The 26914-nt window shown below is 68.4% G+C and carries 31 protein-coding genes; 14 read left to right on the top strand and 17 right to left on the bottom strand.

Features of this window, described 5'->3' with window-relative positions; translation table 11 throughout:
• Positions 1 to 4: 4 nt before the first annotated feature.
• Positions 5 to 1651 (bottom strand): bifunctional 3'-5' exonuclease/DNA polymerase, encoded by a 1647-nt coding sequence (locus AB0F86_RS08210; protein WP_356982884.1) that lies wholly within the window; start codon positions 1649 to 1651, stop codon positions 5 to 7.
• 99 nt (positions 1652 to 1750) lie between these two features.
• On the opposite strand from AB0F86_RS08210, the gene AB0F86_RS08205 reads away from it, so the two are divergent.
• Genes AB0F86_RS08205 through AB0F86_RS08190 form a run of 4 tightly spaced genes read left to right on the top strand, consistent with a single transcriptional unit; the run spans position 1751 to position 4587 of the window.
• Positions 1751 to 2167 (top strand): phage holin family protein, encoded by a 417-nt coding sequence (locus tag AB0F86_RS08205; RefSeq protein WP_356982883.1) that lies wholly within the window; start codon positions 1751 to 1753, stop codon positions 2165 to 2167.
• Positions 2164 to 2535, top strand: coding sequence for a DUF3618 domain-containing protein (locus tag AB0F86_RS08200; RefSeq protein ID WP_225279803.1), 372 nt, complete (start codon positions 2164 to 2166; stop codon positions 2533 to 2535). Before AB0F86_RS08205 ends, AB0F86_RS08200 begins: the two co-directional genes overlap by 4 nt.
• The gene (locus tag AB0F86_RS08195) at positions 2532 to 2789 is read left to right on the top strand and encodes a DUF4235 domain-containing protein (RefSeq protein ID WP_225279804.1); all 258 of its coding nucleotides are present in this window, start codon (positions 2532 to 2534) and stop codon (positions 2787 to 2789) included. The genes AB0F86_RS08200 and AB0F86_RS08195 overlap by 4 nt, the downstream gene beginning before the upstream one ends.
• 16 nt (positions 2790 to 2805) lie before the next feature.
• Positions 2806 to 4587: a thiamine pyrophosphate-requiring protein gene (locus AB0F86_RS08190; RefSeq protein ID WP_356982881.1), complete on the top strand. Its 1782-nt coding sequence runs from the start codon at positions 2806 to 2808 to the stop codon at positions 4585 to 4587.
• Positions 4588 to 4626: 39 nt separating this feature from the next.
• Here the strand turns inward: AB0F86_RS08190 and AB0F86_RS08185 are convergent, their stop codons facing one another.
• Positions 4627 to 5172 carry a hypothetical protein gene (locus tag AB0F86_RS08185; RefSeq protein ID WP_225279806.1) on the bottom strand — a complete coding sequence of 182 codons (546 nt, stop codon included), beginning with the start codon at positions 5170 to 5172 and terminating at the stop codon, positions 4627 to 4629.
• 259 nt (positions 5173 to 5431) lie between these two features.
• Here AB0F86_RS08185 and AB0F86_RS08180 point away from each other — a divergent pair, with 259 nt between their 5' ends.
• Entirely contained in the window at positions 5432 to 6247 is an 816-nt protein-coding gene (locus AB0F86_RS08180) for an NAD(P)H-binding protein (RefSeq protein WP_356982879.1), read from the top strand.
• Between the two features lie 68 nt (positions 6248 to 6315).
• Here AB0F86_RS08180 and pepN read toward each other — a convergent pair whose 3' ends face one another.
• The gene (gene pepN, locus AB0F86_RS08175) at positions 6316 to 8790 is read right to left on the bottom strand and encodes an aminopeptidase N (protein ID WP_356982878.1); all 2475 of its coding nucleotides are present in this window, start codon (positions 8788 to 8790) and stop codon (positions 6316 to 6318) included.
• A 354-nt stretch (positions 8791 to 9144) separates the two neighbouring features.
• On the opposite strand from pepN, the gene AB0F86_RS08170 reads away from it, so the two are divergent.
• From AB0F86_RS08170 to AB0F86_RS08150, 5 genes are all read left to right on the top strand, one after another.
• Entirely contained in the window at positions 9145 to 10059 is a 915-nt protein-coding gene (locus AB0F86_RS08170) for a TauD/TfdA family dioxygenase (RefSeq protein WP_356982877.1), read from the top strand.
• 99 nt (positions 10060 to 10158) lie between these two features.
• A complete protein-coding gene (locus tag AB0F86_RS08165) occupies positions 10159 to 10803 on the top strand; it encodes an ABC transporter permease (protein ID WP_181697146.1) in 645 nt (214 codons plus the stop codon).
• Entirely contained in the window at positions 10800 to 12053 is a 1254-nt protein-coding gene (locus tag AB0F86_RS08160) for an ATP-binding cassette domain-containing protein (RefSeq protein WP_181697147.1), read from the top strand. The genes AB0F86_RS08165 and AB0F86_RS08160 overlap by 4 nt, the downstream gene beginning before the upstream one ends.
• A complete protein-coding gene (locus AB0F86_RS08155; protein ID WP_181697148.1) occupies positions 12050 to 12787 on the top strand; it encodes an ABC transporter permease in 738 nt (245 codons plus the stop codon). The genes AB0F86_RS08160 and AB0F86_RS08155 overlap by 4 nt, the downstream gene beginning before the upstream one ends.
• Positions 12784 to 13749 carry a glycine betaine ABC transporter substrate-binding protein gene (locus AB0F86_RS08150; protein ID WP_181697149.1) on the top strand — a complete coding sequence of 322 codons (966 nt, stop codon included), beginning with the start codon at positions 12784 to 12786 and terminating at the stop codon, positions 13747 to 13749. Before AB0F86_RS08155 ends, AB0F86_RS08150 begins: the two co-directional genes overlap by 4 nt.
• Before the next feature lie 7 nt (positions 13750 to 13756).
• Here the strand turns inward: AB0F86_RS08150 and AB0F86_RS08145 are convergent, their stop codons facing one another.
• On the bottom strand, positions 13757 to 13957 hold the full coding sequence (locus AB0F86_RS08145) for a hypothetical protein (RefSeq protein WP_181697150.1): 201 nt from the start codon (positions 13955 to 13957) through the stop codon (positions 13757 to 13759).
• A gap of 117 nt (positions 13958 to 14074) precedes the next feature.
• Here AB0F86_RS08145 and AB0F86_RS08140 point away from each other — a divergent pair, with 117 nt between their 5' ends.
• Together AB0F86_RS08140 and AB0F86_RS08135 are read left to right on the top strand one after the other, a co-directional pair.
• Positions 14075 to 14497: a ChaB family protein gene (locus AB0F86_RS08140; protein ID WP_181697151.1), complete on the top strand. Its 423-nt coding sequence runs from the start codon at positions 14075 to 14077 to the stop codon at positions 14495 to 14497.
• 1 nt (position 14498) lies between these two features.
• Positions 14499 to 14846: a hypothetical protein gene (locus tag AB0F86_RS08135; RefSeq protein ID WP_356982873.1), complete on the top strand. Its 348-nt coding sequence runs from the start codon at positions 14499 to 14501 to the stop codon at positions 14844 to 14846.
• Between the two features lie 49 nt (positions 14847 to 14895).
• Here AB0F86_RS08135 and AB0F86_RS08130 read toward each other — a convergent pair whose 3' ends face one another.
• Both AB0F86_RS08130 and AB0F86_RS08125 read right to left on the bottom strand, forming a co-directional pair.
• The gene (locus tag AB0F86_RS08130; RefSeq protein WP_225279811.1) at positions 14896 to 15078 is read right to left on the bottom strand and encodes a hypothetical protein; all 183 of its coding nucleotides are present in this window, start codon (positions 15076 to 15078) and stop codon (positions 14896 to 14898) included.
• Between the two features lie 34 nt (positions 15079 to 15112).
• Complete coding sequence (locus AB0F86_RS08125) at positions 15113 to 15598, bottom strand: anti-sigma factor antagonist (protein WP_356982871.1); 486 nt, start codon at positions 15596 to 15598, stop codon at positions 15113 to 15115.
• Between the two features lie 110 nt (positions 15599 to 15708).
• Between AB0F86_RS08125 and AB0F86_RS08120 the strand changes: the two genes are divergently transcribed.
• Positions 15709 to 16176, top strand: a complete 468-nt coding sequence (locus AB0F86_RS08120) for an ANTAR domain-containing protein (RefSeq protein ID WP_356982869.1) — start codon at positions 15709 to 15711, stop codon at positions 16174 to 16176.
• A 5-nt stretch (positions 16177 to 16181) separates the two neighbouring features.
• Here AB0F86_RS08120 and AB0F86_RS08115 read toward each other — a convergent pair whose 3' ends face one another.
• From AB0F86_RS08115 to AB0F86_RS08065, 11 genes are all read right to left on the bottom strand, one after another.
• Complete coding sequence (locus AB0F86_RS08115; protein WP_067638597.1) at positions 16182 to 16736, bottom strand: type 1 glutamine amidotransferase domain-containing protein; 555 nt, start codon at positions 16734 to 16736, stop codon at positions 16182 to 16184.
• Entirely contained in the window at positions 16718 to 18049 is a 1332-nt protein-coding gene (locus tag AB0F86_RS08110) for an aldehyde dehydrogenase family protein (protein WP_356982867.1), read from the bottom strand. The genes AB0F86_RS08115 and AB0F86_RS08110 overlap by 19 nt, the downstream gene beginning before the upstream one ends.
• A 38-nt stretch (positions 18050 to 18087) precedes the next feature.
• Positions 18088 to 18801 (bottom strand): phosphodiesterase, encoded by a 714-nt coding sequence (locus tag AB0F86_RS08105; RefSeq protein WP_356982866.1) that lies wholly within the window; start codon positions 18799 to 18801, stop codon positions 18088 to 18090.
• A complete protein-coding gene (locus AB0F86_RS08100; protein WP_181697159.1) occupies positions 18798 to 19259 on the bottom strand; it encodes a DUF4383 domain-containing protein in 462 nt (153 codons plus the stop codon). The genes AB0F86_RS08105 and AB0F86_RS08100 overlap by 4 nt, the downstream gene beginning before the upstream one ends.
• Positions 19260 to 19407: 148 nt before the next feature.
• Entirely contained in the window at positions 19408 to 20373 is a 966-nt protein-coding gene (locus AB0F86_RS08095; protein WP_356982865.1) for a PfkB family carbohydrate kinase, read from the bottom strand.
• Positions 20370 to 20981 carry an SIS domain-containing protein gene (locus tag AB0F86_RS08090; protein WP_356982863.1) on the bottom strand — a complete coding sequence of 204 codons (612 nt, stop codon included), beginning with the start codon at positions 20979 to 20981 and terminating at the stop codon, positions 20370 to 20372. Before AB0F86_RS08090 ends, AB0F86_RS08095 begins: the two co-directional genes overlap by 4 nt.
• Positions 20978 to 21511, bottom strand: coding sequence for an HAD family hydrolase (locus AB0F86_RS08085; RefSeq protein ID WP_356982862.1), 534 nt, complete (start codon positions 21509 to 21511; stop codon positions 20978 to 20980). The genes AB0F86_RS08090 and AB0F86_RS08085 overlap by 4 nt, the downstream gene beginning before the upstream one ends.
• A gap of 77 nt (positions 21512 to 21588) precedes the next feature.
• Entirely contained in the window at positions 21589 to 22605 is a 1017-nt protein-coding gene (locus AB0F86_RS08080; RefSeq protein WP_181697163.1) for a glycosyltransferase family 9 protein, read from the bottom strand.
• Complete coding sequence (locus AB0F86_RS08075; RefSeq protein WP_356983756.1) at positions 22602 to 23579, bottom strand: glycosyltransferase; 978 nt, start codon at positions 23577 to 23579, stop codon at positions 22602 to 22604. The genes AB0F86_RS08080 and AB0F86_RS08075 overlap by 4 nt, the downstream gene beginning before the upstream one ends.
• Positions 23576 to 24277 carry an SDR family oxidoreductase gene (locus tag AB0F86_RS08070; RefSeq protein WP_181697165.1) on the bottom strand — a complete coding sequence of 234 codons (702 nt, stop codon included), beginning with the start codon at positions 24275 to 24277 and terminating at the stop codon, positions 23576 to 23578. Before AB0F86_RS08070 ends, AB0F86_RS08075 begins: the two co-directional genes overlap by 4 nt.
• A 25-nt stretch (positions 24278 to 24302) precedes the next feature.
• The gene (locus AB0F86_RS08065; protein WP_356982861.1) at positions 24303 to 25511 is read right to left on the bottom strand and encodes a glycosyltransferase; all 1209 of its coding nucleotides are present in this window, start codon (positions 25509 to 25511) and stop codon (positions 24303 to 24305) included.
• 204 nt (positions 25512 to 25715) lie between these two features.
• Here AB0F86_RS08065 and AB0F86_RS08060 point away from each other — a divergent pair, with 204 nt between their 5' ends.
• The gene (locus AB0F86_RS08060) at positions 25716 to 26876 is read left to right on the top strand and encodes a glycosyltransferase family 9 protein (RefSeq protein WP_356982859.1); all 1161 of its coding nucleotides are present in this window, start codon (positions 25716 to 25718) and stop codon (positions 26874 to 26876) included.
• Positions 26877 to 26914 lie beyond the last annotated feature (38 nt).

Here is a 26914-nt window from a genome sequence, read left to right as displayed (position 1 = left end):
CTGACTATTTGGCATCCCCGTAGCACTGCACCACCGCCGTGGTGAAGGGGAACCGCACCGGAGTCTCCCCGAACGTGAGCCTGCCCGCGAGGTCGGCCGCCGCCGCGATCGCCTCGGCCACCACCGGCGCCTCCTCGGCTGGGCAGTGCACGATCACCTCGTCGTGCTGGAAGAACACCAGCTCGGCGCGCATCTGCGCGATCGCCTGCCGTAACGCGGCCAGCACGAGCAGGGCCCAGTCGGCCGCGCTGCCCTGCACCACGAAATTGCGGGTGAAACGGCCCCTGGCGCGCGCCGCCGAACCGCTGCGCTCGGCAGGTGGCACATCGACCTCTTCCGGAGTGGCCGACACCGGCGGGCAGGTCCGGCCCAACCAGGTACGGACCAGCCGACCCTCTTCCCCGGCGTAGGCCGCGTCGTCCACATAGGCCACCGCGGCCGGATATCGGCGCCGCAGACCGGCGAGATGGGTGAGCGCGTCGCCGGAGGTCTGGCCGTAGATGGCGCCGAGCAGCGCGAGCTTGGCCTGGGCCCGGTCGCCACCGAAACCACGCGCCGCCAGATCCGCGTACAGGTCCTCGCCGCGACCGGCCACCTCCATCAGGCCGCGATCACGGGAGATGGCGGCCAGCACGCGCGGCTCCATCTGATCGGCGTCGGCCACGACCAGACACCAACCGGGATCGGCGCGGATCGCCTGCCGGATCACCTTCGGAATCTGCAGGGCGCCACCACCATTGGTTGTCCATCGGCCCGACACCGTTCCACCCGGCAGATACTCGGGCCGGAATCGGCCACCGTGCACCCACTGCTCGAGCCAGGCCCAACCGTGCGCGGTGTGCAGGCGGTAGAGCGTCTTGTACGTCAGCAGGGGTGCGACAGCCGGATGGTCGACGCGCTGCAATTCCCATTTGCGCGTGGAGGACAGTGCGACTCCCGCCCGCGCGAACGCCCGGATGATGTCCTGGGGAAGATCGGGCCGCACACGGGTGCCGAAGGCGCGCGACACTTCGTCGGCGAGTTCTGCCATCCGCCGGGGTTCCGCCCCACCGGGGAAACGTTCACCGAGCATGGTGTCGAGCAGTTCGCGGTGCACGTCGGCTCGCCAGGGAATGCCGGCGCGCGACATCTCGCTGGCCACCAGCATGCCCGCCGATTCCGCTGCGATCAGCAAGCGCATTCGATCGGGATGTTCGGTCCGCTCGGTCCTTGCGAGCTGTCCCGCGTACACCTCGACCAGCGCGGTGAGCTCGTCGGTGCCGGGCGGCAACGGCACCGGACCCGAATCGAACAGCGAGGGTTGCGTCTCGGCGCTCCGCGCGGGTGCGTCGGGTGGGACGGGCAGGTTCCGCAACCGCGCCCAAGCCGCCGCCAACGACCGAGGCTGACCGGATTGCCCCTGCTCGTGCCCGATCAGCAATGCCTCGGCCGCCTGCACGTCGTAGCAGCGTTCCACGCGCACGCCGGCGGCGAGCAGCGGCCGGTAGATCTCGGCGGTGGACCGCCACACCCACCGCCCCACGCGCGGACGTGCGCGGATCGCCTCGACCAGCGACGGCTCCGTGACCACCGGACCGGCCGGATGCCCGTCCTGGTCGAGCGGGCACAGGCGAGCGCCACCGTCACCCGTCTCCACCACCGCCCACCGCATGCGAAGAGTCTGTCAGCAGGGTCCGACAACCACTGTTTACCGGCTCCGGTGCCGGGTAAGCGGCCCACGATCGGGAGAACCCGGACAGGAGGTAACGCGATGGCGCACACGCAGACCGGCCCGCCCACGCAGCACACCCGGTCGGTCGCCGAACTCGTCGACGACGCCACGAAACAGATCACCCGCCTGGTGCGCGACGAACTGCAGCTGGCCCGCGTCGAAATGCAGGACCGCACAAAAGGAATCGCCCGCGGAGCCGGTATCGCCGGAGCGGGTGGACTCGTCGCGTTCTACGGCGGCATCGCGCTGACCGTCGCGGCGATCTTCGCGCTGGCGCTGGTACTGCCCGAATGGGCGGCGGCGCTGATCGTCGGCGCCGCACTGCTCGTGATCGGCGCGATCCTGGCGCTCGTCGGGAAGAAGAACGTCAGTTCGGCCGCCCCGCCCGTACCGCAGGAAGCCGTGCACGGCATCAAGGACGACATCGACATCATCAAGGACGGGAGCAGACGATGACCGACGACCCGGAGGCATTGCGCCGGGACCGTGACCAGGCCCGCCGGGAGCTCGGCGAGACCGTCGCCGAGCTGACCGACAAATTCGACGTCCCCGCCCGCACCAAGGACAAGGTCCACGAGACGACCGAAGCGGCCAAACACCGCGTCACCGACGCCAAATACCAGGCGCTCTACACCGCCGACAAGGCCCGGGACAAAGCGGGACAGGTGGTCGGCAAGGTCGAGTCCTCGGTCCCCGACCCCGTGGTCGACCGAGGCAGGCAGGCCGCGGACCTGGCCGCCCGCAAACCCCAGGTTCCGGTCGCGGCGGCCGCGGTGTTCGCCGCGCTGCTGGTCTGGTTCCTCGCCCGGCGGCGGCGCGCATGAAGACGCTGTACAAACCGCTCGGCATGGTCGTCGGCGTGGTCGGCGGGATCGCCGCGAGCGCGGTGTTCAATCGGGTCTGGGGTGCGGTGGCCGACGGTGGCGATCCGCCGACCTCGACCACCCGCAACGCGACCTGGCGGGAAGTGCTGCTGGCAGCCGCGCTCCAGGGCGCCATCTTCGGCCTCGTGAAAGCCGCCGTCGACCGGGCAGGCGCCACGGGCTACAAGTCGCTCACCGGAACGTGGCCCGACTGACGAGGACAGGAGAACCATGTCGGAACAGGTGGGCGACTACTTGCTGCGCCGACTGCGGGAATGGGGCGTCGAACAGGTCTTCGGATACCCCGGCGACGGCATCAACGGCCTGATCGCCGCCTTCGGACGGGCCGACAACACACCGCGTTTCGTGCAGAGCAGGCACGAGGAGATGTCGGCGTTCCAGGCGGTGGGTTATGCCAAGTTCAGCGGCCGGGTCGGCGTATGCGCGGCGACGTCGGGCCCCGGCGCCATCCATCTGCTCAACGGTCTCTACGACGCCAAGCTCGACCACGTGCCGGTGGTGGCGATCGTCGGGCAGACCGCGCGCAGCGCCATGGGCGGCAACTATCAGCAGGAAGTCGATCTGCAGGCGCTGTTCAAGGACGTGGCATCCGAATACCTGGTCGAGGTCAATGTCGCCGACCAGCTGCCCAACGCCCTGGATCGAGCATTTCGCACTGCCCTCGCCCGCCGCGCGCCGACAGCGGTCATCATTCCGGCCGATCTGCAGGAGGAACCCTACGAACCACCCGCGCATGCCTTCAAGGAGGTGCCGTCCAGCCCACCGAGCGCACCGCTGACCAGCTCGGTACCGGTGCGATCCGAGCTGGAACGGGCGGCGGCCGTGCTCGATGCGGGCACCAAGGTGGCCATGCTGATCGGGCAGGGTGCGCGCGACGCGGCGGACGAGGTACTCGAGATCGCGGAACTGACCGGTGCGGGCATCGCCAAGGCACTGCTCGGCAAAGACGTACTCAGCGACGAATTGCCGTTCGTCACCGGCTCGATCGGCTTGCTCGGCACCCGCCCCAGCTACGAACTGATGCGCGACTGCGACACCCTGCTCATCGTCGGCTCCAACTTCCCCTACAGCCAGTTCCTGCCCGAATACGATCAGGCCCGCGCGGTGCAGATCGACCTCGACGGTGCCCTGATCGGAATGCGGTACCCGACCGAGGTGAACCTGGTCGGCGATGCGAAAGCCACACTGCGCCAGCTCATTCCACTGCTACATCGCAAGGACGACCGCTCCTGGCGCGAGACGGTCGAAGCGAATGTGGCGCAGTGGTGGCAGACCGTGGAGAACCAGTCGATGCTCGATGCCGAACCGGCCAATCCCATGCGGATCGTGTGGGAACTCTCGCAGCGCATCCCCGACGACGCGATCGTCACCGCCGACTCGGGTTCCTCCACCACCTGGTACGCCCGTTGCCTTCGCATGCGCGGCACCATGCGGGGATCGCTGTCGGGCACGCTGGCGAGCATGGGCGCGGGCGTGCCGTACGCGATCGGCGCGAAATTCGCGCACCCGAACCGGCCGGTGATCGCCATCGTCGGTGACGGTGCCATGCAGATGAACGGCCTGAACGAACTGCTCACCATCCAGCGCTACCAGGATCTGTGGCCCGATCAGCGGCTGATCGTGTGCGTGTTCCACAACAACGACCTCAATATGGTCACCTGGGAACTTCGCGCCATGGGTGGTGCGCCGAAATTCGAGGAATCGCAAACACTTCCGGACGTCTCCTACGCCGATATCGCGCGCTGCGCGGGCATGGTCGGCATCAGCGTGGACAGGTCCGAGGACATCGGCCCGGCCTGGGACCGTGCGCTGGCGGCGGATCGCCCGGTGCTGCTCGACATCCGCTGCGATCCGGAGGTGCCGCCCCTGCCGCCGCACGCGACCGCCGACCAGGTCAAGGACCTGGGACGCGCGGTGCTGCAAGGTGATCCGGGCGCGTGGCGGCTGCTCGTGCAGGGAGTGAAGTCGAAGGCGCAGGAACTGCGCCGCTGAGCGTGGTGGCCGACCCGCCGGCCGGCCACCACCGCCTCGCTACGGCGTCGAGTAGCCGATCAGCGCGCCGATGCCCGCACCGATCGGGATGGTCACCAGCGCACCGACACCGCCGAGGAAGAAGCCGAGAACAGCACCGATTCCGGCGCCGATGAGCGCGCCGATCCCCGCATTGTGCTGCTTACGGGCCTGGGTCTCGGCGGCCTCGTCGACGAACTCGGCCGTATTGGCGGTGACGGCGGCCGGTGCGCCCACCGGAGTCAGGGTGAGCGAGCGGCCGTCGGCCGCGATCGCCGCTGCCAGGTCGAAGGTGCCCGCGGTCGAGGCGATTCGGGTCGGAATGGACGCGACCGCACGGCCCTCGCGATCGGTAAGGGTCACGGTGCCGCCCGCGAGGGTGAAGGTGCCGTCGACCACCGAGGTGGTGAGCCCTGCACCGTCGGCCGAGGGGCCCGCGGTGAACGCCACCCCGTTCTCGGTGCCCTGGACGACCGGGGCCGCCGTCGGTGCGGCGTGAGCGTTGGTGGTGGCGGTGAGGCCTACGGCCCCGACCGCGAGGACAGCGACCGCGCAGAATTTCTTCATCTTGCCCCTCCAGTCTGCCCGCCGGAGTCCGGCGGAACATCCTCTGCCGGACCGGATCTCGGCCCGAGATCATCTTCACACTGTCCCCACCGGATGTGAACCCACCAGCGGTCATACCGGAAAAACATCACCGAATGGACGCATTCACCGAATGAGATTGCGACACCGTAGGTTTCGCTATGCCGTCGAAATTCCTATATGCCGGATCCGGATTTTCTCGGCAGGATGAGGATTCAGGGAATCGAGCGGAAGGAACGTCATGACGATCCTGGTGACAGGAGCAACGGGCAGTGTCGGACGCAAGGTCGTGGACCAACTGGTCGCGCGCGGGGTCTCCGATATCCGGGCGTTGACGGTGAATCCGGACCGGGCGGCGCTGCCCGCCGGGGTGGTGCCGGTGCGCGGCAATCTGCGTAAGCCGGACAGCCTGGACGGGGTATTCGACGGCGTGGACCGGATCTATCTTGCCCCGGCACCCGAAGTTGTCGGCGAGGTACTCGAGCGCGCGGCAGCGGCCGGCGTCCGCCACATCGTCGATCTGTCCGGCGAACCCGACAGCTGGTGGGGAACCGTGAGCAACGCCGTCGAGGAAAGCGGGCTGGCGTGGACGCATCTGTGGCCCGCCGACTTCATGGAGAACAGCGTCAGCTGGTCCCAGCAGATCCGCGCGACGAGTACGGTTCGCGAACCTCGACCCGAGATGGCCACCGCACCCGTCGCGATGGACGATATCGCCGCGGTAGCCGCTACCGCCCTGCTCGACGACGACCACCTCGGGCGTGCCTACCCACTGGCAGGACCCGAAGTCCTCACCCGCGCCGAGCAGGTCGCCCAGATCGCCGACGCCATCGGCCGCGAGATCACCTTCCTCCGCTCCGATCGGGCCGAAACCATTGCCGCTCTCGCGCCGAGCATGGGCGACAACACCGAGTGGTACGTCGACAACGTCCTGCTCGGCTACAGCCCGCCGACCGATTCCCTCCCGATCACCAGCGTCCAGGACATCACCGGCCGCCCGGCCACCACCTTCCGCGATTGGTTGAAAGCCAACGCCGACCAGTTCCTCGACGGCTAGCTGTGCCGTATACCGACGACTTCGCTGCGCGGGCGGGTTCGGCCACACGGCAATCCCGACGGTCGATCTCACCCGAGGTTGCGGACCCGCAGTGCGCGGGCGAGATGATCGCGTTGCTCGACGACCAGGCGGCGCAGGGCGGCGGGGGCGTCGGTGTTCGTCGCGAGCCAGTTGTCCACCGCTGCCAGGGAATCAGTGGCGGGAAAGAGACCGACGACGATGCGGCGGGCGAGCTCGATGCTGCGCTGCTCCCAGGTCGGGCGCAGTCGGGTGAAGTACTCGTCGTCGTAGGAGCCGATCAGATCGCGGCGCTCGCCTGCGCGGAAGCCGTCGATCACAGCGTCGAGGTGGTCGTTGGTGAGCGCGGTGTCGTCGAAGATGCGCGTCCACGCGGCGGCTTTCACGTCCCGGTCCGGGCGGGCGGCCAGCGCGTGTAGGTGGGCAGTGCGGCCCGAGGCGGTGTCGTCGCGGGTGAGTTCGGCGTCCAGGTCGTCGGCGGTCGCGGCGCCGGTCGCGGCCAGCGCCGTCCAGAAGGCCCACCGCAGATCAGGGTCGAGGGCCAAGCCCTTCGGAGCGGGAGTTTCGCCGAGCAACAGGGCACGGATATCGGCGGTCCGTGCCGCATCGGCGGTGGCGGCGGCCGCGGTCGCGCGGGCGAACGCCAGCTGCTCGCCGGAACCAGGCGCAGCGGAATACATTGCCGTCCAGCATGATTCGAGCCATTCCCGTCGCCACCTGTCGCGCTCGGCGGTCGGCAGGTAGTTGCCGATGGCGAAGGAGGCGTTCGCGAGCACCGCCGTGAGCAGCGCCATGTTGGACTCGGTGGGGGCGAAGTCGCGGGCCATGGTCAGGTAGCGGCCGACGGCGAGCTCGCCGTCGCGCGTGGCATTCCACAGGGCCGACCAGATCAGCCCGCGCGCCAGCGGATCGACCACACGGTCGAGTGATCGCTGCACGGTTTCCAGGGAATCGGCGTCGAGACGCACCTTCGCATAGGTGAGATCGCCGTCGTTGAGCAGCCGCAGGGGAGCGGGGGAGAGGGTGACGGGAGTGCGTGCCTCGACGATATCGACTTCCACCCGGTCACGGCGGACGAGGCCGCCGTCGGCGTCGAAGTCGTAGAGACCGATCGCGAGCCGGTGCGGACGCGGGTCGGTCTGCACGATGTGACCGTCGTCGAGGGTCACGGTGGAGACGCCGGTCGTCTGCAACCAGGCCCGCGCCCACTCGTTCAGGTCACGGCCGGACTCGGCGGACAACTCCGTCAGCAGGTCGTCCAGTGTCGTGTTGCCGAACGCGTGGGCCCGGAAATAGCGGCGCGAGCCCGCGAAGAACGCCTCCCGGCCGACATAGGCGACGAGCTGCTTGAGCACGCTCGCGCCCTTGGCGTAGGTGATGCCGTCGAAATTGAGTTTGGCCGCCTCGAGATCGGTGATGTCGGCGACGATCGGATGCGTGGTCGGCAACTGATCCTGCAGATATGCCCACGCCTTACGGCGGTTGGCGAACGCCACCCAGGCGTCGGTCCACTCGGTGGCCTCCGCGCTGGCCAGCGCGCCCATGTAGTCGGCGAAGGACTCCTTGAGCCACAGGTCGTCCCACCACACCATGGTGACGAGATCGCCGAACCACATGTGCGCCATCTCGTGCAGGATCGTGTTCGCACGGCCCTCGTACTGCGCCGCTGTCGCCGCACCACGAAACACGTAGGCCTCCGTGAAGGTGACCAGCCCCGGGTTCTCCATGGCGCCGAGGTTGTATTCGGGTACGAACACCTGGTCGTACTTGCCCCACGCGTACGGGTAGGCGAAATGTTCGGCGAAGAAGTCGAGCCCCTGGTGGGTCACCTCGAGAATTGTGTCCGCGTCCAGGTGGTGAGCCAGCGACGCGCGGCACAGGACACCGAGCGGGATCGTGAGTTCCCCACGGCTCCAGGAGGATTCGACGCGGTGATATGGACCGGCTGCGACCGCGGTGATGTAGGTGGAAATCGGCAGGGTCGGTGAGAACGCCACCGTCTGATTCGAGCCGTCGACCGTCACGGTATCGGCGGGCCGGTTCGACACCACCTCCCAGCGGTCGGGTGCCGTGACGGCAAAGGTGAACGGCGCCTTCATATCGGGCTGCTCGAAGCAGGCGAAAACCCGGCGCGCGTCTGCCGGCTCGTACTGGGTGTAGAGGTAGGTGTTGCCGTCGACCGGATCGAGGAACCGGTGCAGACCCTCACCCGACCGGCTGTACTCCCCGACAGCCCGCACAACGACGACGTTCGATGCCGACAGCCCGGTCACGGCAATCCGTGCGCCGTCGTAGTCGACCGCCACCTCCTGGCCGTTCACGGTGACTGATTCGACTGCGAGACCGATGAAATCGAGCCACGTCTCGTTCGCCGTAGCGTCGAAGGTGACCGTCGTCGTGGTGGTGAACCCCGGGCGAGTGTGGTCGGGTGCGCCGGACAGATCGAGTTCGACACGGTAGTCACGCACGGTGACCGTGGCGGATCGCGCGGCGGTCTCGGAGCGGGTCAGGTTGGCGGTAGTCACGTCCCGATCCTGCCAGTCATGCGGTGGGGGAGGGGAGTGGTTATCGCGGCCCCGATCTATTCGTCTGGGAGGCAAGTTGATTCGGGCGGCCGAGGCCGACGGTCGATGTGCTTGCCGGAGCGGTGCACGCCTCGGACCAGGCTTGGGTTCGGTAATAACATGCCGATAGCGAGATATGCGCATCTATTTATGAACCACCCTACTGTCCTAACAAAACGACCGGCTACGCCGGCCTTCTCAGGACGAGAGGGGCGCAAGCCACCTTCGGCTCAGCATGAACAGAATGCTGTTCGCTGTATCCGCCGACTGGTTTCGTAGGTCCTGTTCGCGCAGGTTCGATCGAAAGGCCCTCGAATGTCTGTTCCAGCCGACGCCGTGCGTGTGGTGAAGCTCGGCGCCCACATCGGTGCCCGCGTCGACGGCATCCGCCTCGGTGGTGACCTCGACGTGCGTTCGGTCGACACCATTCGCGCCGCGCTCGCCGAACACAAGGTGATCTTCTTCCGTGGTCAGGAGCATCTGAGCGAGGACGGGCAGTACGAATTCGCCGAGCTCCTCGGTACGCCGACCACCCCGCACCCCACGGTGACCTCGGCGGGGGCGAAGAGCCTGGCGATCGACTCGCATCAGACCAGATCGAATGTGTGGCACACCGATGTCACGTTCGTCGACCGGGTACCGAAGGCCTCGATCCTGCGGGCGGTGACGCTGCCCGAGTACGGCGGCACGACCACCTGGGCGTCCACCGTCGCGGCGTACAACTCACTGCCTGCCTCGCTGAAATTGCTCGCGGAGAATCTGCGCGCCAGGCACACCAATCGTTACGACTACGCGGCCGACGTCGTGGACCGATCCGATGATTTCGAACGCGCGTATCGGCGCGAATTCGAGTCGACGTATTTCGAGACCGAGCATCCGGTGGTGGAGGTGCACCCGGAGACCGGCGAGCGTGCCCTGCTGCTCGGTTGCTTCGTGAAGGAGATCGTCGGCCTTTCCAGTAGCGAATCGCGGGCGTTGTTCCGGCTGTTCCAGGATCGGGTGACGCGCCTCGAGCACACGACACGCTGGGATTGGTCGCTCGGTGATGTCGCGATCTGGGACAACCGGGCCACCCAGCACTACGCCGTGGACGATTACGACGGCGCCCGCCGCAGGCTCACCCGGATAACGCTCGGCGGGCCGGTTCCGGTCGGTGTCGACGGGCGGGCGAGCACGGTGATCGCGGGCGACGCGCGCGACTATGTCACTGCGTCACACCGTGCGGCCTGACGCGAATCCGCCGTCGAGCGAGCGGTATCGGTTAGTCTGCGACCGCAGGTATATCCGGCGATCGCGCGCGAATCGGTCCAGCCCGACGATGGGAATGCCGTGAATTTGTGGAGCTATGTCCAGGGTCGGGGCGAGGTGCTGACCTTTCTCACCTATCAGCACGCGTCGCTGGCTTTCCAGACCGTGCTGGTGGGAACCGTGGTCGCGGTGCTGATCGCGGTGGCGGTGTACCGGCTGCCGCTGGCGTCGGCATTGACGCTCACGTCGAGCCGGGTGGCGTTGACGATTCCGTCGCTGGCGCTGTTGGCCCTGCTGCTCGTGCCGTTCGGGCTCGGTGTCGTTCCGTCGTTTCTGATGCTGGCGTTCTTCGCGGCGCTGCCGGTGATCGGCAATGCGATCGTCGGCCTGCGCTCGGTGCCTGCCTCGGTGGTGGAGTCGGCGCGGGGGATCGGGTTGTCGCGGTGGCGGATTCTGCTCACCGTCGAGTTGCCGATCGCCTGGCCGGTAATCCTCACCGGCATCAGGGTGTCCACGCAGATGATCGTGGGCGTCGCCGCCATCGTCGCCTATGTGCTCGGTCCGGGACTCGGGTCGCTCATCTTCAACGGGCTGTCGCGGCTCGGCGGTGCGAACGCGCTCGAAATGGCGCTCACCGGAACCATTCTCATCGTTGTCGTCGCGTTGGTGTTCGACGCGCTCCTCGTCCTGCTCGGACGACTCACCATTGCCAAGGGGCTCTCATGACCACGGTGACCACCCCGTCCGAACGTGACGTGACCGGCGCGTCCATCGTCCTCGACTCGGTCGTGAAACGGTACAAGGGGCAGGACAAGCCGGCCGTCGAGCGGCTGGACCTCGAGATCGAGGCGGGCGAGATCGTCGCGTTCGTCGGGCCGTCGGGATGCGGGAAGACGACGACCCTGAAGATGATCAACCGGTTGATCGAGCCGACGGAGGGCCGGATCTTCATCGGTGGACGCGATGTGACCAGGGAGGACCCGGACAAGCTCCGTCAGTCCATCGGTTACGTCATCCAGTCCGGTGGGTTGTTCCCGCACTGGTCGGTGGCCAAGAACATCGGGGCGATTCCCCGGGTGCTCGGCTGGGACAAGAAGCGCATCGCCGAGCGCACCGAATATCTGCTGGATCTGGTGGGTTTGGACTCGGCGACCTTCGCCGACCGGCTGCCCAAGGACATGTCCGGCGGCCAGCAGCAGCGTGTGGGTGTGGCACGGGCGCTGGCCGCGGATCCGCCGGTGCTGCTGATGGACGAACCGTTCGGTGCCGTCGACCCGATCACGCGGGTTCGCCTGCAGGACAGCCTGATCGCGATCCAGCACGAGCTGGGTAAGACCATCGTCGTCGTCACCCACGATTTCGAGGAGGCGACCAAGCTCGGTGACCGGGTGCTGATCCTGTCCGAGGGCGGCCATGTGGAGCAGTACGCGCGGCCCGAGGAGATCCTCACCGATCCGGCGACACCGTTCGTGGAGGAGTTCGTCGGATCGGGCGCGAAACTGGCGTACCTGACGGTGTCCCGGGTGGGTGATGTGGAGGTCGATCCGGTGACGACCGCGCGGATCGGTGAGCCTGCCAAAGAGGTGATCGGCCGCGCGACCCGTGCCGGCCATACCTGGGTGGTCGTGGTCGATTCGGCGGGGCGGCCCCGTTCGTGGCCGTCGCTGCGTGAGGTGTCGAGCAAGCCGGAGGTGTCGGACTACCTGGATCGGCGGTTGCCGGTGGTCGCGCAGTCTTCCACGCTCAACGACGCCCTCGATGCGATGCTCGCGGCGAGCCAGGGCGCCACGTTGGTGACCGACGGGCGGGGGCGGGTGGTCGGTTCGCTCAGTATCGGTGCGGTGACCGACGTGATCCAGACCAAGCTGGCCGAGGCGCACAATGCCGAGACCTCCTACGAGACCTACGTCGACGGGTCGGACCCGACGCCGACACCGGTGGTCGCCGCCGAGCCGGGGCCGGGTGATCCGGCGTGAAGCGGCTGCGCGCGTTGCCGATCGACGTGTGGTTCGAACCGCTGATCATCGCGGTGATCGGCATCGGGTACCTGCTGTGGTACCGGGCGTCGACGTTCACCGCGACCGAGCAGGCGTCGCTGGGCTGGGCGAATCTGCGGACGACGATCGTCGAACACGTGCGGCTCACCGTGGTGGCGACGCTGATCGTGGTCGTGGTCGCGATTCCGCTCGGCATCGCGCTGACCCGGCCTGCGTTGCGCAGGCTCGAGCCGTTGGCGGTGAACATCGCCAATATCGGGCAGGCCGCCCCGGCGGTGGGTCTGCTCGTGCTCTTCACGTTCTGGTTGGGGACCGGGTTCCGCACGGCGGTGGTCGGTTTGGTGGTCTACGCGATCCTGCCGATTCTGCAGAACACGATCGTCGGGTTGCGGCAGGTGGATCAGCGCACGATCGAGGCGTCGCGGGGGATCGGGTTCTCCGGGCTGCGGACATTGGTGCAGGTGGAGTTACCACTCGCGGTGCCGGTGATCCTGAACGGGGTGCGCACGGCGCTGGTGATCCTGGTCGGTACCGCGACCTTGAGCACGTTCATCGGTGCGACCAGTCTCGGGACGCTCATCACGACCGGCGTCACCTTGTTCCTGCCGAAATTGCTCATCTCCGGTGCGGTGCTCGTCGGGTTGCTCGCCTTGATCATCGACTGGCTCGGTCGGCTCGTGGAGCTGGCCGCGACCCCGCGAGGTATCTCATGAGACGGCTGGTGTGCGCGCTGGTGGCGAGTGTTTCGCTGCTCACCGGGTGTGGGCTGGTGAGCTCGTCGGGGACGTTCCACGACGCGAGCCTGCCCGGTGGCGATCGGCCGCTCGAGGGTGCGAAGCTGACGGTGACGTCGAAGAGTTTCACCGAGGGTGTGCTGCTGGGCAAGATCACCGCCACGTATCTGGCCGCGGCGGGCGCGTCGATCACGGATCTGACGGGTGCGCCGGGGTCGGCGTCGTCTCGGCAGGCGCAGCTCAACGGCGACGCGGACGTGCTGTGGGAGTACACGGGTACGGGGTGGGTGAACTACCACAACGAGACCGAGACGATCGTCGACCCGCAGGAGTTGTGGCAGCGGGTACACGATGTGGAGAAGCGCGACCACGATCTGGAGTGGTTGGCGCCTGCGAATTTCAACGACACCTATGCTTTCGCGGCCTCGACACCGACGGCCGAACGGCTCGGAGTGCGGTCGTTGTCGGAGGTGGCGCAGCTGCCGGTGGCGGAGCGGACATTCTGTGTCGACGACGAGTTCTTCAGTCGCTCGGACGGTTTCATTCCGATGCTGGCGAAGTACGGCATTCCCTACAACGATCCCAACGGGGTGCCCGCGGGCAATGTCACCAGGATGGACGCGGGGGTGGTCTACACCGCGACCGCCAAGGGTGAGCCGTGCCGGTTCGGCATGGTCTACACCACTGACGGTCGGGTGAAGAACCTGAATCTGGTGGTGCTGGAAGACGACAAGAAGTTCTTTCTGCCCTACAGCGGGACCGCTGTGGTGCGTGGTGCGGTGATCGAGGCGCATCCGCAGCTTCGTCCGCTGCTCGGCGCCATCTCCGAGCGCCTGACCGACGATCTGATGCGTGAGCTCAACGGTCGCGTGGACATCGACGGGGAAGACCCGGCCGATGTCGCCTACGAGTGGTTGAAGAGCGCGAACCTGATCGAGTAGACGTCGGTCAGAGGTGGTTGAGGCCGACCATCTTGGTCGCGGTGGCCATGGCGGCGGCCAGGCCGAGCGCGCCGAGGACAGCGATGGCTAGGGATCCGGTGAGGGTCGTGAGACCGAACAAGAAGAACACGCAGGTGGCCAACATGATGGCGGTGCTGGTCAGATCCGTACTCGTCGTATTCGGTGTCCGATTACGTGAGTGGGTCATATCTTCATAGTTGCCAGGAACCGCGGTTACTAAACCGTTATTTTCGGTTCGATGTGCGGGTTTGGGCTGCTCCGGCCTGGGTAGCGCGACAGTGACCGCGAGAGAAAGGCTGTCGAGATGCCGAAGACCACGAGCTCGGGCCGGGCGCGGACATCGGAGCTGCCGAGTACGTTGCAGCGTTCCAGCGCCAAGGCACAGCGGACGTTCGCCAAGGCGCACGACGCGGCACTGGACGAGTACGGCACCGAGGAACGCGCCAATCGTGTCGCCTACAGCGCTTTGAAGCACAGTTTCGAGAAGGTCGGTGATCACTGGGAGCCGAAAGGTACCCGGGGGCCGTCGGATTCGCGGGCTGCTTCCGGCGGGCGGTCGCCGCGCGGCGAGAGCGCCGAAGGGGTGAACGCGAATGCGACCAAGAGTCACCTCATCGATGTCGCCGGACGGTTGTCGATCACCGGTAGGTGGCGGATGACCAAGGAGGAATTGGTCGAGGCGATCGAGAAGGCGAACCGCCGTGCGACCGCGCGGGCTCGATCCTGAGATGACCGCCGGCGGCGGGGACGACCGCGCGAACAGCCGCGCTGTGCTCTACGGCGTGTGCGTGATCGGCGTCTCGGCGCTCGTGTTCGCCGCGGTGAATTTCTGGGCCGCGACGCGCACGAATTGCGCGGGCGCGCAGACACATCTGTGTGACACCCCGGCACAGGCTGCCGTGATGATCGGTCCGTCGCTGGTGCTGCTGGCCGGTGGGATCGGTGCTTTCGTGCACACCTATCAGCGTTATCGTGACGGGCGATCGTGGCGGGTGTGGCAGGGGGCCGGGTGGTTCCTGTTCATCCTCATGACCGCGTATCTGATGATTTCCGCCGGTACCACGGTGACGGGGTGACCAGTCCGGACGGCACCGCAGGGCGGATGGCCCTGCGGCACCGATCGGGCTAGTTCTGTGGCAGACGTGAGGATTTCTGGCCGCCGGTTCGGGTGCGCGGCGGCTTCACGCCCTGCATGATGTCGTTCCACCACGACTGCAGTGGGCTGGGTTCGGGCCAGCTGACAACGGTGGTGTCCGGCTCGGTCGCCGGTTCGGTGGTGTCGAAGACAGGATGATCGGAATAGCGCATTGCACAACTTCCTCGAGAGAACTGAACTGCTTCTTCACTGATGTGTTGGGGTGCCCCGGTCGGGTTCGCGGTGTGTCCACACGCGCAGGTGCGGTCGGGGCGGATCGGTCGTCGTCGGGATGACGTCGGCCAGGTCTGTGTGCAGGGTCAGCCACTTGGCGAGTCCGGCGGCGGTGATGATGCGGTCGACGACCGAGGGGGCGGCTTTGACCACGCTGACCCGGATGGTGTCGTGCTGCTGGGCGCGAGACGCCAGATCGAGGATCGATCGGCACGACATGAAGGTGACTTCGTCGAGGTCGACGACCAGTTGCCTGCCACCCGATGCTCGCTGGAAGGCGTCGTCGAGGACGCGGCGCCAGCGGGTGATGGTGTAGGCGTCGATGTCGCCGCGCACGTACAGGACGATCGCGTTCGATCGGGTCTCGAGGTCGGCACTCACGCGCGCCGACACATCGGGTGGTTCGCCGTCGAAGGCGGGTAGTTCGTATCGTCCTACGTGGCTGGAATGGGTGTTCACGAGTACTCGATTTCCTCGGCACCGGCAGGCCTCGCGCGCTGCGCCGACCGGTCCTGGATCCTCAAGATCGGCTGGTACTACCCATTTGAGCACGTCGGTACGCCGCTGTCATGGACTGTGACCGACTCGATGCCGAAATGTGGGACGCAGCCGCGTACTCGAGTCATCACCGCATCGTCGACACTCACGGTCAGGTCAGGGATGTGCTCGTGGTGTCCGAACCGTGGCGCGACGAGCGCGGGGCGGTGATCGGTACCTCGGGCTATTACATCGATGTCACCGAGACTGCCGAGGTGTTCCGGCGGGAAGCTCTCGACACGACGTTGCCGGGTGTGCTCGAAGCGCGGACGGTGATCGAGCAGGCCAAGGGCGCGTTGATGCTGGTGTACGCGATCAGTGCCGACCAGGCGTTCAGGGTGTTGCGGTGGCGGTCGCAGGAAACCAATGTCAAGTTGCGCACGATCGCCGAGCGGGTGGTCGCCGAGCTGCCGAAAGTGGCCGGTGACGAGGTGAAGCTGCGCAGCAGGCTGGATTATGTGCTGCTCACCGCGCACATGCCCGACTCTCTGAAGGACTAGACGGGTCAGTGTCTTCCTTCGGCGAATTCCTCGACGATTTTGGCGCAGAAGGCGGGCAGGTCGTCGGGGTTGCGGCTCGAAACGAGTCCGTTGTCGGTGACGACCTCCTCGTCGACGACGGTGCCGCCCGCGTTGCGGATGTCGGTGCGCACACTGGGGTAGCCCGTGAGGGTGCGGCCGCGTACCGCGTCGGCTTCGACGAGGGTCCAGGGGCCGTGGCAGATGACGCCGATCGGTTTGCCGGTCGCGGCGAACTGTTTCACGAAGCCGACGGCCGAGGAGTCCTGGCGGAGTTTGTCGGGATTGGTGGTGCCGCCGGGCAAGATGAGGGCGTCGTAGTCGTCGGGGCTGGCCTGGCTCACGACCTGGTCCACGGTGAAGGTGTCGCCCTTCTCGACGTCGTGGTTCATGGCCTGGATGCTGCCCGATTCCAGGGAGAGCAGGGTGGTGGTCGCGCCCGCGTCTTCGACGGCGGCGCGGGGTTGCACGAGTTCGACCTGTTCGACGCCGTCGGTGGCCAGGATGGCGACGCGCTTACCGGTCAGTGGCTGCTGGGGCATGGTGCACTCCTCACGTGGACGACTTTCACGGTGGTCATTTCGTCGAGCAGTTCGGGGCCGTAGCCGAAGCCGTTGCCGGAACGGCCGCGAGGTTGGGCGGCGCCGCCGGGCGCGCCGCCGAAGACGGCGTTGATCTTCACGGTCGCGACAGGCAAAGTGCGCCAGGCTCTTTGGGCGTGGTCCATGGAATCTGTCAGGACGGTGGCCGCGAGGCCGTATTCACCGGTGGCGGCTTCGTCGAGGCCGGTGTCGAAGTCGGGAACCACCCGGACCGGGGCGACCGGGCCGAAGGTTTCCTCGCGCAGCACTCGCATCTGGGGCAGGCAGTCGGTGAGGACGGTCGCCGGGTAGGTCGCGCCGGGCCCGTCGGGGATGTGCCCGCCGACGAGGACGCGCGCACCGTGGTCGACGGCGTCGGCGACGTGATCGTGCACATGGGCGCGTTGGCGGGCGTCGACGAGTGGTTGCGGGTTTTCGTTCCACGCGGCGGCGCGGGCGCACAGTGCCTCGAGGAAGCGGGGGGCGACGGCGGTGTGGACGTAGATGCGTTCGACCGAGGTGCAGATCTGGCCCGCGTTGGCGAAGGCACCGAGCGCGGCCTGTTCGGCGGCCCATTCGGGGTCGACGTCGGCGTCGATGAGCAGTGGGTCGTTGCCGCCGTTCTCGAGCAGCACCTTGGCGCCGGTGCGGGCGGCCGCGGCGGCGATGCGCTGCCCGGTCTCGCTGCTACCGACATGGGCGATCACGTCGGCCTCGGGGGAGGACGCGAGCAGGGCACCGATGTCGGCGCCGCCGGTGATCGTGGCGAGGACCGCGTCGGGGAAGTGGGGCGACATGATCTGCCCGAGGAGTTCGCCGGTGCGGGGACACCGTTCGCTCGGCTTGTGCAGCACCGTGTTTCCGGTGACGACGGCGGCGCCGAGCAGCCCGCAGGCGATGGCGACCGGGTCGTTCCACGGGGTGAGAGCGACGACCACACCGCGTGGTTCCGGGATCATGAAGTCGGTGGCCTCGGGGGATCCCTGCAGCGATTTGCCGCGATGCAGGGGGCCCAGTTCGGCGTACTGGTCGAGGGTGGAGGCACCCGCGAGGACTCCCTCGCGTCCGGAGGCGGCGGGGCGCCCGGTTTCGGACTGGAGGGTGGTGGCGAGGTCGTCGGCATGGGCGCGCACGGCCGCCGCCGCGGCGCGGAGCATCTCGGCGCGGTCGGCGGGTGGGACGCTTGCCCAGCCGAGTTGGGCGGCGCGCGCGCAGCGCACCGCATCGGCAATGTCCTCGGGGGAAGTGGTGGGGGGTGCGGTGGTTGTGGTCATGTGGTCGGCATACCCGGTAGGTGGCGGGGAAACAGGAATCATGTTGGGGGATGGTTTGTTTCGTCGGTTCGGCCGCGCCGGCTTCCGGCGTAGGCGCTTTCGCGGAACCGGTCGAGCGCGTGCGGGACCAGGGCGACACCGGACGGGCGGTTGAGGATCGGATCGAAGAAGTCGGTGCGGTATTCGCCGGGTTCGGCGCGGCGCAGGTCGAGTTCGCCGACGGGGATCGGTTCGCCGCCGAGGGGTTCGGCGGTGAGGGAGAACCGCAGGAGGTGATCGCTGTCGAGGTGGTCGCGCAGTGCTTGCAGGGAAGCGGTGCCGGGCAGGTCGTCGAGGGGTTCGGCGAACAACCAGACCGGGGAGTCGTCGCCGAAGCGGTAGGGCATCAGCGAACCGAAGCAGGCGCGGTCCCAGCCGCGTGCGGCGGTGATGACGAATCGGCCGAGTGTGCCGCGTCCGGTGGTGGCGAGGGCGAAGTCCCAGGGGTGATCGTCGCGGTCGAGGACACGGAAGGCCAGGCCGAGTACGTCGGGGATGCCGGTCGGGGTGCCGATACCTTTGGACAGTCTGCCGATGACGGCGCGTTCGCCCGGCCCGAACCAGGGCACGAAGTCGGCGGCGGCGTGGAAGCGTCCGGCCAGGCGCAGGCCGCGCGGATGGAACACCCGCGCGTGCCTGACCTTGGCACCGGCCTGGAAAGCGGTGCGTACCACGGTGTTCGGGATGTCGGTGAGGGTCGCTTTGTCGATCATCGGCGGCGGTCCACGGTGGTCGCGACAGTGCGGGGCAGCAGGGCGCCCAGGGCGATCATGCCGAGCCCGAGGCCCAGGTGCAGCCAGTTGTCGGCGTCGTTGAGCGGGACGAAGTTGGCGTCGCTGTGCTCGTCGACCAGCAACCCGTAGAGCCACAGGACCAGATAGACGACACCGCCGCCGATCAGGAACGTCCGCGCGGTCGCGGCGCTCGCGGCGGCGAGCAGGCCGAGGACACCGAAGACGAGGTGCACGATGTTGTGCAGAACCGACACGGCGAACACGCCGAACAGCTTCGCGTGCGATTCGTGGCCTGCCCACTGCAGGTGGTCGTAGTCGGTGGTGATGCCGGGGATGAAGCCGAGGACACCGACCAGCAGGAAGACCGCGCCGACGGCCAGCGAAGCCAGCTGGATCGGTGACCGGGCCGAACCCGTTCTGCCTACACGTGTGGACACGGCGTGCTCCTTTCGGATGAGCCGGGTGTCCCCGGCCCGCTTGCCTGGACGACGGGCGCATGCCCGCTGGTGTCGGTGGTAAACCCGCGTTGAGGTTTCGGTGAGTTGCGGGTCGAGGGCCTCGATGACCTGAGCGGTGGGGGGAGGGTCACCGCCACCCGACCACATCCGCCATCGCGCCGGCCACGGCCGGTTCGGACTCGGCGAGCGAGGACGCCGCACCGTTGCACACGAATTCGGCGGCCGCGCTCACGGCGTGGCGTACCGCGGGCTCGGTCGACTCGCCTTCGGCCAGCACCACGGTGACTGCCGCGGCGAATCGGTCACCGGCGCCGCAGATATCGGCGCCCTCGGGTGCGCGGCGCCCCGGCGGCACCTGGATCCGCATCCCGGCCGGGAATTCCGTACCGCACAGGTAGGCGCCCTCGGGCCCGAGGGTGACCGCGACCGCGCGCGCCGACCACAGGCGGGCCAGGGTGCTCGTGTCGCGGATCGATGATGCCGAATCGAGCAACCGCAATGCCTCGCTGCGGTTCGGGGTGACGATGGCGGTGTCGGGAATCGGCAGCGAGCCCAGTGGGTGCGGGTCCCACACCACCGGGATCCGTGGGGCGAGAGTGCGCAGCAGACCACGGATCTGCGGGTGCGAGGTCATGCCGCGGCCGTAGTCAGACACCAGCACGCCCGAGGCGCGAGCGAGCACGCTGTCGATATCGGTGGGGATCGGTCCCGGTGCCACCTTGCCGGTGCCCGAATCACAGCGGGCGATCACGACGGGATCCTCACCGTCGGTGCAGCGTCCGTCGGCGCGCACCCGCTGCTTGCACACCGTCGACCCGTGCAACGGCACACCGATGACCTGCACGTACGGTTCGAGCAGCGCGCGCAACTGCTGCCCGGCGTGGTCGTTGGCGAAACCGCCGACGAGGACGACCTCGTCGGCGTCGCCCGCGGCGAGGCGGGCGGCCAGACCCGCACCGCCGGGGCGGTAGCGGGTGGTGGTGACGTCGACGATCGGGGCGTCGTCCTGGCTGTAGCGTTCGCAGTGACCGTCGACGTCGATGTCGAGGAAGACGTCACCGAGCACGACGATCGGTCCTGGATGGGCGGTCACAGTGCCTCCAATGCGGCATCGAGGGCGGTGCACAGGGCGTGGACGAGCACGAGATGCATTTCCTGCACGGTCGCGACGCTGTCGGCTTCGACGGCGATCGCGTCGTCGCAGACCGAGGCGAGGGTGTTCGGTGGTGGGCCGGTCAGCGCCCAGGTGGTGATGCCCATTTCGTGGGCGGCTTTGGCGGTGGCGACGACGTTGAGGCTGCTGCCGCTGGTGGAGAGCACGACGAGGGCGTCGCCGGGGCGGCCGTGGGCGCGCAGCTGGCGGGCGAACATCTCCTCGATGCCGTAGTCGTTGACGATGGCGGTGGTCGCGGAGGTGTCGCAGTGCAGGGCGATCGCGGCCAACGGTCGGCGTTCGGTGCGGAACCGGCCGGTGAGTTCGGCGCTGAGATGCTGGGCTTCGGCGGCGCTGCCACCGTTTCCGCAGGTGAACAGTCGACCGTTGCGTTGGTAGATGTCGGCGAGTTGTTCGCCCCAGGACCAGATGCGCCGGATCGAGGCGGTCCGGTTGCGTTCCAGGGCGGCGCCGAGCGCACCGAAGTGGTGTTCCAGGTTCGCACCGGTCTCGGCGACCAGGTGCTGGGTGCCGGGTGGATTGTTCATGGCGCGAATTCCTTTCGTGCGGCGCCCGTCATGGCGAGGGCGACGGCGGTCGGCAGGTCCCGGGCGAGGAGGGCGGTGGCGCGGGCGTGGTCGATCTCCGCACGCCGGGTGATGGGGGTCGGCACCAGGATCGCGGCGCATCCGGCGGCCTGAGCGGCCTCGATATCGGCGCCGATATCACCGATCAGGACACAGTCGGCGGGCGCGACGCCGAGTTCTTCGGTGGCGCGAAAGACCATGCCCGGGGCCGGTTTGCGGCAGGCGCAGCCGTCGTCGGGTCCGTGCGGGCAGATCTGCCAGGTGCCGAACGGGCCGAGTAGCTGTTCGACGGCGGCGTTGACCGCACGGACCTGGGCGCGGGTGATGAGGCCACGGGCGATGCCGGACTGATTGCTCACCACACCGATCGGGATCCCTTCGGCGCGTAGCCGAGCCAGTGCGTCGGCGGCACCGGGCACGGGGCGCACCAGTGCCGGGTCGCCGAGGTAGGGGACGTCCTCGATCAGCGTCGCATCGCGATCGAAGAGCACCGCTGCAGGAGCGCAGGAACGCGATCGACCGTTTCGACCGGATCCGTTCGTTCGTGTGGTGGGTAGCGACCGAGTGTTCATGCGGGCCGCCTCGTGTCGGCGGGTCGGGCGCACAGTGTGTCCACCGCGTCGACGATCTCCTCGGAGGTGATGGTGTCGAGGCACGGGTGTCCCGGTACCGGGCAGGTGCGGGCTCTGGTGCCCTCGCACGCCGCAGGCCGGCCGAGCACCACGACCGGCACACCGTGGGGCGCCCACCGCGCGGCCGGGACGACCGGTGCGAACAACGAGACCACGGGCGTGCCGACCGCGACGGCCAGGTGCGCGGGCCCGGTGTTGGGGGCGACGACGACATCGGCGTCGCGCAGGATCGCCGCCAGCGTGGCGAGGTCGGTGCGGCCGCCGAGGTCGGTGGCCAGCCCGTCGGCGACGAAGGCGGTGTGCTCGTCGGGACCACCGGTGACCAGCACCCGGTATCCGGCCCGGACCAGGGCTGCCACATGGGTTCTCATACGTTCCGGTGCCGGGCGGCGGGCGGGTACGGCGGCGCCGGGGTGGACGACGATATAGCCGGGTCCGCCGGTGCGGGTACCGACATCGGGCAGCAGGTCCTCGCGGATCCGGAGCCCGTCGGAGTCACCGGGGAACCCGGCGGCTTCGGCCAGGGCCAGATTGCGGATCTGTTCGGGCCGGTCCTCGTCGCGGGTGTCGCGCAGATCGAGCAGTGAGCCCGGGTAGTCGATGCTGATGCCCGCGATACGACCGACCCCGGCCATGCGCAGCACCAGCGCCAACGGCAGCGGCGACTGGTGGAACGAGGTGAAGATGACGGCCTCGGTCGGTGCCAGGGCGCGCAGAGTTTCGAGCAGTGCGTCGATGGCGTCCTGGGTGACCGGTGGTGCGTCGAAATCGACCCACCCGGCGTGGAATTCGACGACCTCGTCCACCCCTGGCAGCAGGCGGGCCGCTGCCGCACCGCGTGGCCCGGCGAGAAAGGTGACCTTGTCGGACCCCGCCGCGACCGCCCGGACGGCGGGCCCGGTGAGCAGCACGTCGCCCGCGCTGTCGAGTCGGGCCACCAGCACATGCCTCACCGCCGCCCACCGTCCACGGTGTCGGTGAGCAGTTCGTTCCAGCGTTCGACGAACTGGTCGATGCCGAAATTGGTCTGCGCCCACTGCCGTGCGGCCTTGCCGGCGAGCTGGGCCAGATCGGGTTCGGCCACGAAACGCTGCAGTGCTCGGGCCAGGACCGACACATCGGTGGACACCACTCCGGCCTCCGGCGGGATCGCGGCCGCCGCCTCGGTGGTGGCGACGGCGACAACCGGCATCCCCAGATGCATGGCCTCGAGCACCGACAGGCCGAGCGAGGTCCAGCGTGGGGTATGGACGAATACCCGCCGCCGCGCGACTTCGGCGTGCAGGCGGTCCTGGCGCAGGTCGCCGTGCCCGCACACACGATCTTTCGGCCGGTCGACGGCGGTGTGGACGTGGTCGGTTTCCATCCCGAACACATCGATCGGGGTGGTATCGCAGAGTTCGGCGAGCAGGTCGGTGCCGGTGACGCGCCAGCGGCGCACCGGTTCGTTGACGATGGTGGCGGCCCGCTCGAGTTCGCCGGTGTAGAGGGGGCCGGGATCGAGGACTCCGTGGGGGACGACGCGCACCCTGGTGTGCCCGTTGTCCCACATCAACCGGTTGAACTCGGTGACGTGGACCAGGGCGAGGTCGTCGCGGTCGGCCATGGGGTGCCGGGTGGTCGCGGCGTGCCCGGACGGGGTGTTGTGTTCGACATAGATCAGGGGGACGTCGACACCGGGGGTGCGACCGAGCCAGCGTTGGGCCAGTTCCAGTTCGCGGGGGCGTTGGGCCACAACGACATCCACGTGTTCGTCGGCGAGCGCCTCGGGGGCGATCTCCTCGGCGCCTGCCGGCCACGGTCGCCCGCACCGGCCGAGCGCCCACCCGCCCCAGCGTGGGTCGTGCGGGATCAGGTAGCGGTGGGGTCCCTGCACGAACGAACTCATCCAGGACCCGTGCACATGCCAGGCGAGGATCGTCGTCATGGCCACGACGGCTCCGTCGACGGGCACACCATCAGTTCGCGTACCTGGCAGCCCGGTGGTTGGGAGAGCGCGAAAACGACCGCGGCGGCGACGTCTTCGGGCCGGTTGAGTTTCGCGTCGGCCGGCGGCTGGTACTGCGGGGTCCGGTCGTCGAAGAACGCGGTGTCCATGCCGCCGGGCACCAGCAGGGTCACCCCGACCTCGCCCGCTGTCTCGGCGGCCAAGGCGCGGGTGAAGCCGACGACGCCGAATTTCGACGCGCAGTAGGCGGTGGCGTCGGGCAGCGCGCGCATGCCGAGGGTGGAGGCGCAGGTGACGACAGTGCCCTTGCTCGCGCGCAGGGCGGGCAGTGCCGCGCGGACGACGGCGGCGGTGCCGAACAGATTCACCTTGACCACGTTTTCCCACTTCTCGGCCGACACGCCGTCGAGCGGGCCGCAGGCGTCGGTACCCGCGGCGGTGAACACCGCGTCGAGGTGACCACCGGTGCGGTCGAGTACCCGTTCGACCGCGGCCGTCGCGGCGGCGGTGTCGGCGAGATCTGTTTGCTCCCAGTCGATTCCGTCGGCTGGGGTATTGCGGTCGAGCACCACGGGTGTGCCGCCCGCGGCGCGGATCGCGGCGACGGTCGCGGCGCCGAGACCTGAGGATCCGCCGGTGACGAGGACGGTGCCGAGCGGGCGTGTTGACGGGTTCACGGGGATGGGACTCCTTTCAGCGGGGTCATGCCGACATCGCGGCCCGGTCGACGCGGCGCGCGGATACCTTGCGGTAGGCGGTGAGGGTTCGGGTGCCGACCCGCTCCCAGGAGTAGGAGTTCTCGGCTCGACGTCGCCCGGCCGCGCCTCGGGCGGCGGCCAGGTGCGGGTTGTCGAGCAGCGGGCGGATCGCGGCGGCCAGCGCCTCGGGGGAGTTCGGTGGCACCAGGGCGCCGGTGACACCGTCGACGACGGTGTCGAGCATGCCGCCGACAGCGGTGGCGACCACGGGTCGCGCGCAGCCCATCGCCTCGAGCGGCACGATGCCGAACGGCTCGTACCAGGGTGTGCAGGCCACGACATCGGCGGAGCGGATCAATTCGGGCATGGCGGTGTGCTCGACCGACCCGAGCAGGTGCACCCGGTCGCCTACGCCGATGCGTTGCGCACAACCGCGCAGCCGTCGCGCCTCGGCGTGGGTTTTGCCCTTGTCGTCGGCGCCGCCCGCGATGACCAGTTCGGTGCCGGGTAACTCGCGTAGTGCGGCGATGGCCAGGTCGTAGCCTTTGCGTGGCACCATCCGCCCGACCGACAGGATGCGGTGCGGTGCGCCGCGTTCGGCGGCCGGGCCGTCGGGGGTGAACAGGTCGAGGTCCACACCGCACGGAACCACCGACACGTGATGCGGTGGCACCCCCATCTTGGTGAGTTCGCCGACTTCGTCGGAGCAGGTGGCGATGACCCGCGCCGCCCGCGACGCGACCAGGCGTTCGATGCGGATGCGGGCGGGTGGGCTGGTGTCGGCGCGACCCTGGTATCGGTGTTTGACGGTGCCGAGCGCGTGGAAGGTGACCAGGACGGGTATGCCGGTGCCGTGGGCGGCCAGCTCGGCGGCCATGCCCGACATCCAGAAGTGCGCGTGTACCACGTCGGGGTGCTCGCGGGCCCAGTCGTCGCGCAGGAACGCGGCGAATTCGCCCAGGTGAGGGAGGATTTCGTCCTTGGGGATGGGGCGCGGTGGGCCGGCGGGGACGTGCACGACGCGGTAGCCGTCGTCGGTGTGGATCGTGCGTTCGGAGTGGGTTCCGTCGTGTCTGGTGTAGACGATCACCTCGTGCCCGCGCTGGGCGAGGGTGGCCGAGAGGGCTGCGACGTGGACGTTCTGTCCCCCGGCGTCGGTGCCTCCGAGCGGGGCCAGCGGGCTCGCGTGTTCGGAAACCATAGCGATCTTCACGGCTGACTCCGTTCGTCGTGACAAGCGGTGGCCAGTGGAACGCACCGCTGCGGGCGGACCGGTTCTCGCTGGGCGCTATGCCCGGGGAGAAGTGGGTCAAACAGCGGCGTGCCGGTTTCGCCCGACTGTTTCGGTGTGCGCCGGTGGGGTACTGCGGCGGTGCCGATCACCGCAACCACAGAACATCGGGTAAGGAGTGCCGAGATGACGACCGCGTCCGGCGACAGTGTTTTCGGGCCGATCGCGCGGCCGTTCCCCGATGTCGAACGCATCGTGGTGTTGCGCGGTGGTGGCCTGGGCGACTTGTTGCTCGCCCTGCCGGCGATCGAGGCGCTGGCCGCGACCTACCCGACGGCGCGGATCACCCTGTTCGGTTCGGCACTGCATGCCGCGCTGCTCCGATCACGGCCGGGACCGGTGCGCGACGTGCGGGTGCTCCCACCGAAGAACTCACCTGCCGAGGATGCGTTGCTCGACGAAACAACAAGGGAGCGTGTCGATCTGGGTATCCAACTGCACGGGGGTGGCGCCTGGTCGAACCGGTTCCTGCGCCGCACGGGAGCTCGGTGGACGGTCGGTTCCCGCGCCGACGGCGCCATCGAGCTCACCAGGACCACCCCGTTCCGGTACTACCAGCACGAGATGATCCGTGCGCTCGAGGTGGTCGGGTTGGCCGGGGCGGCACCGGTCACTCTCGAACCGAGGATCACCGTCACCCCCGACGACGAGGCCGCCGCCGAACGGCTCGTCGGGCAGGCGACGAGGCCCGTTGTGACGGTTCACCCCTCGGCGACCGATCCCCGAAGGCGGTGGCCCGTGCGCAAATTCGCGGAGGTCATCGAGCATTGTGTGCGCGGCGGGGCCACCGTTCATGTGATCGGCACCCACGACGACCGTCCGCTGCTGCGCGAAATCCTCGACCGGGTGGGCGGTTGCGACACCCGCCACGTGCACTGCCTCGTCGATGCCGACATGACCGAGCTGTGCGGGTTACTCACGCGGACAACGGTTTTCGTGGGCAACGACAGCGGACCACGGCATCTGGCCAAAGCGCTCGGCATCCCGACGGTCGGGATCTTCTGGATCGGCAACCTCGTCAACGCCGGACCACTCAACCGCGCCAACGACCGGGTGCTGACCGCGTGGACCACGCGCTGCCAGCTCTGCGGTGCCACCCTCACCGACGAGGGCGCCCCACGCTGCGAACACGACAACTCGATCGTCGCCTCGGTCACCGTCGAGGAGGTGTGCCGTGAGATCGACGAATTCCTCGGCCCCGCCGGCATTGTCACCGCACTGCGGCCGGAACGGCGGTGGCACGACACCGTAGGCCTCGACGCCCCGGTCGGGGACCGTCGTCGATGACTGCGGATACACCGCGCCGCTGGGCAACATCGCGGCAC

It is taken from the genome of Nocardia sp. NPDC023733 (genome assembly GCF_040639775.1).
GTDB classification, from domain to species: Bacteria; Actinomycetota; Actinomycetes; order Mycobacteriales; family Mycobacteriaceae; genus Nocardia; species Nocardia rosealba.
Note: the sequence above shows the minus strand (reverse complement) of the source record. Positions and strands in the feature narration are given on the sequence as shown.